The 2,878-nt window shown below is 61.7% G+C and carries 2 protein-coding genes and 3 pseudogenes; 4 read left to right on the top strand and 1 reads right to left on the bottom strand.

What is annotated here, in order from left to right; translation table 11 throughout:
* The 4 genes and pseudogenes from EWE75_RS24230 to EWE75_RS25925 form a co-directional block, all read left to right on the top strand.
* On the top strand, positions 1-325 hold a 325-nt coding region (locus EWE75_RS24230), incomplete at its 5' end, for a transposase (RefSeq protein ID WP_206364880.1).
* 217 nt (positions 326-542) lie between these two features.
* On the top strand, positions 543-1,505 hold the full coding sequence (locus EWE75_RS24225; protein WP_130160585.1) for an AraC family transcriptional regulator: 963 nt from the start codon (positions 543-545) through the stop codon (positions 1,503-1,505).
* Between the two features lie 140 nt (positions 1,506-1,645).
* A pseudogene (locus EWE75_RS26390) lies at positions 1,646-2,010 on the top strand (recombinase family protein).
* A gap of 255 nt (positions 2,011-2,265) precedes the next feature.
* Positions 2,266-2,385: pseudogene (locus EWE75_RS25925) on the top strand (hypothetical protein); the annotation flags it as partial.
* A gap of 78 nt (positions 2,386-2,463) precedes the next feature.
* Here EWE75_RS25925 and tnpB read toward each other — a convergent pair.
* Positions 2,464-2,739 (bottom strand): annotated as a pseudogene (gene tnpB, locus EWE75_RS25920) (IS66 family insertion sequence element accessory protein TnpB); the annotation flags it as partial.
* Positions 2,740-2,878: the final 139 nt, after the last annotated feature.

The following is a 2,878-nucleotide window of genomic DNA, read 5'->3' as shown; positions in this document are numbered from 1 at the left end:
GCGCGGCCAGGCCGAAAATCTCATCAAGCTTCACAAGGCGCAGCTGAAAAGCGACCGCACCTCATGCCGCTCGGCCAATGCCAACCAGATGCGTCTCATCCTCCACACCGCCGCCTACTGGTTGATGTGGAAGCTGCGTCAGGCCATGCCCGCTGCCGCCGCGCTGAAAAACGCCGAGTTCGCCACCATCCGTCTCCGGCTCATCAAGGTCGCCGCCCGCGTCGTCGAAACCGCCAGCCGTATCCGCATCGCCCTGGCCAGCGCTTGCCCCGAGGCTGTGCTCTACCGCGATCTCGCCCTCACGCTCCGCACCGCCAGACCCTGAACGACGCGGCAGTGCCCGCCACCCAACATTCAACCGAAACCTCAAGCCCCGAAAACCGCGATGAAACAGCCGCCAAAGGGGACCGTGCCCGCTTCAAGCCGCCACGCCATGACGAACTGCCGCCAACCCAGCCGACCACCCTCATGAATAAGACGGGCTAGATCGTCCGGCCTAACGTATGTTGTTCATAGCAGTATAATCTATTATTGTTCGGTTCATGGACCTCCTAAGCCTGACGCTGGCGCAAATGCGACTGTCCAGTTCCATGCTGGCCCGGTACGATGCGATCGCTCCTTGGTCGGTGGATATTCCCGAGCGGAAGGCGATCATGACGTATTTCATGATGACGGGGGAATGCTGGGTCTGCCCTTCCGGTGAGAGCGAAGCAATCCATCTGCGTACTGGCGACATGCTGATGATGCCGCGCTGGCAGAAGCATAAATTATGTTCGTCGCCGTACATCCCGTCCGAACCCTTCCTTGACGTCGCCCGGCGCACCGGAACGCTCCTATGGGATCCTGCTCATCCGCTTGTCGACACCATGGTGCTGAGTGATCGCGTCAATTCCTTGTCTTCGCCCGACACACAGATTTTGACAATGCTGTTCAGAGCCAACAGCGGCTATCAGGAAAATCTGATAAACTGCCTTCCATCGATATTCCACCTCGCCGCGGCAGACATAGAATTTATGGCGTTGATCACGATGATCCGCCAATTTGTCGCCAGCGACATTGATACCAGACCGAGCGGCTATGCTGCGGCCGGGCATCGCATGGCAGAGCTGCTGCTGATAGAGTTACTGCGCACGGTGGTGGTGAAGCGGCCTGCGGGCACCTCCGGCTGGCTCAACGGCCTCGGCTCGCCATCGATCGCGGCGGCGATGACGGCGCTGCACGTCGATCCGCAGCGGCGGTGGACCCTCGAAGCGCTGGCGCACGAAGCCAGGTTGTCGCGCTCGCGATTCTCTACCCAGTTCTCGCGCCTCGTCGGCCAATCGGCGATGGCCTATGTGGAAGGTGTCCGTGTCCAATGGGCGACCGAAGCCATCATGCGTGGCATGGCGTTGAAGGAAATCTCCGACGCGCTCGGATACGCCACCTCCTATGGATTTCACAAAGCCTTCGTGCGGCAACTTGGTATGCCCCCCGGAGAATGGCGAAAAAGATGGGTGCAGCCATGATCAAGGGTAAACGCTAATGAGACCTGTGCGCCTGGCGCAGAGGCGACCGTTCAACCTTCCGGAAGGCCCCATATTCTGCGCGACAATCCCTGTCGGATCGCTACGGTGTGTGGCAACGTCCAATTTGCGGTTTGTCGTACATGCTGGTCGGTTACATGCGAATTTCCACCAGCGACGAGCGCCAATCGGTCGATCTGCAGCGCGATGCTCTTATCGCTGCGGGTGTGGACGAGCGGCATCTGCATCAGGACAAGGCGTCGGGGGCGCGTGACGACAGGCCGGGCCTGAAGCGTGCATGTCCGATCTCCGCGATGGCGATGTCCTGGTCGTCTGGAAGCTTGATCGACTCGGCCGATCGCTGTCGCATCTGATCCGCATCGTCGAGGAACTGAAACGGCGCGACGTCGCCTTTCACGCGCTGACCGAGCCGATCGATATCACAAGCGTCCATGGCAGCTTCCTGTTCAATCTTTTCGGTATGCGCGCGGAATTGAGCGCGCGCTGATTACCGAGCGCGTCAATGCCGGGCTCGCCGCAGCGCGTCGGCGCGGGCGCAAGGGCGGGAGGCCCCCTACGATTGACGGGGAAAAGATCGGCCAGATTCTCGCTGCGCTCGAAGGCGGTGCCAGCAAGGCGTCGGTATGCCGAAGCTTCACGGAGCCGCGTTCCACATTGATCGACATGTTGAAGCGGATCGGATGGGCCGGCGCCGGCGCTACCACCAAGCCCACTTTCACCGGCTGACAGGCGGATCGCCGGCATGGCATTCCTCGATGCTCAGGCGCGGGCGATCCTGCTCGAGCCTCCCGACACTCACGAGGAAGCTCTGGCGCGCTACGCGCTTATCCCCGAGGACGTCGCTTTTGCGAGGGGTCGCCGCCGATCGCACAACCGGCTCGGATTTGCGGATCAACTGCGCGGCGATCGGCTCCGGGGTCGACGGCACATGCATCCGGCTCCACTGGAGCCCCTCGAACAACGCCGACATCTGCGCTGCCGACAGTCGCATCACGCCGTCACCGACGCCTGGCCAATGGAACGCGCCGGCCTGCAGAACCTTGCTCACCAGCACCAGGCCGCTGCCGTCCCAGACCAGCAGCTTGATCCGGTTCGCCCGCTTCGAGCGGAACACCCACGCCACGCCCCAGAAGGGTTTGCCGGCAAGTTCATGCTCGACCTGCGCGGCAAGACCGATCGCGCCCTTGCGGAAGTCGACGGGCTTCGTCGCGACCATCACCTTCAGCGGGATTGCGCAACCTGACGTCTGGAAATTGACGGGTGCGTGATCACGCATCCCGGCATTCCCACTTGATGTAGCCTTTATTGTCGGAGGCCCATGTTTCGTCGATCTCGACGAGAACGGCAGAGACGAG

Source organism: Sphingomonas populi (assembly GCF_004208535.1).
GTDB lineage: Bacteria > Pseudomonadota > Alphaproteobacteria > Sphingomonadales > Sphingomonadaceae > Sphingomonas > Sphingomonas populi.
This window is presented reverse-complemented; position numbering and strand designations above follow the sequence as displayed.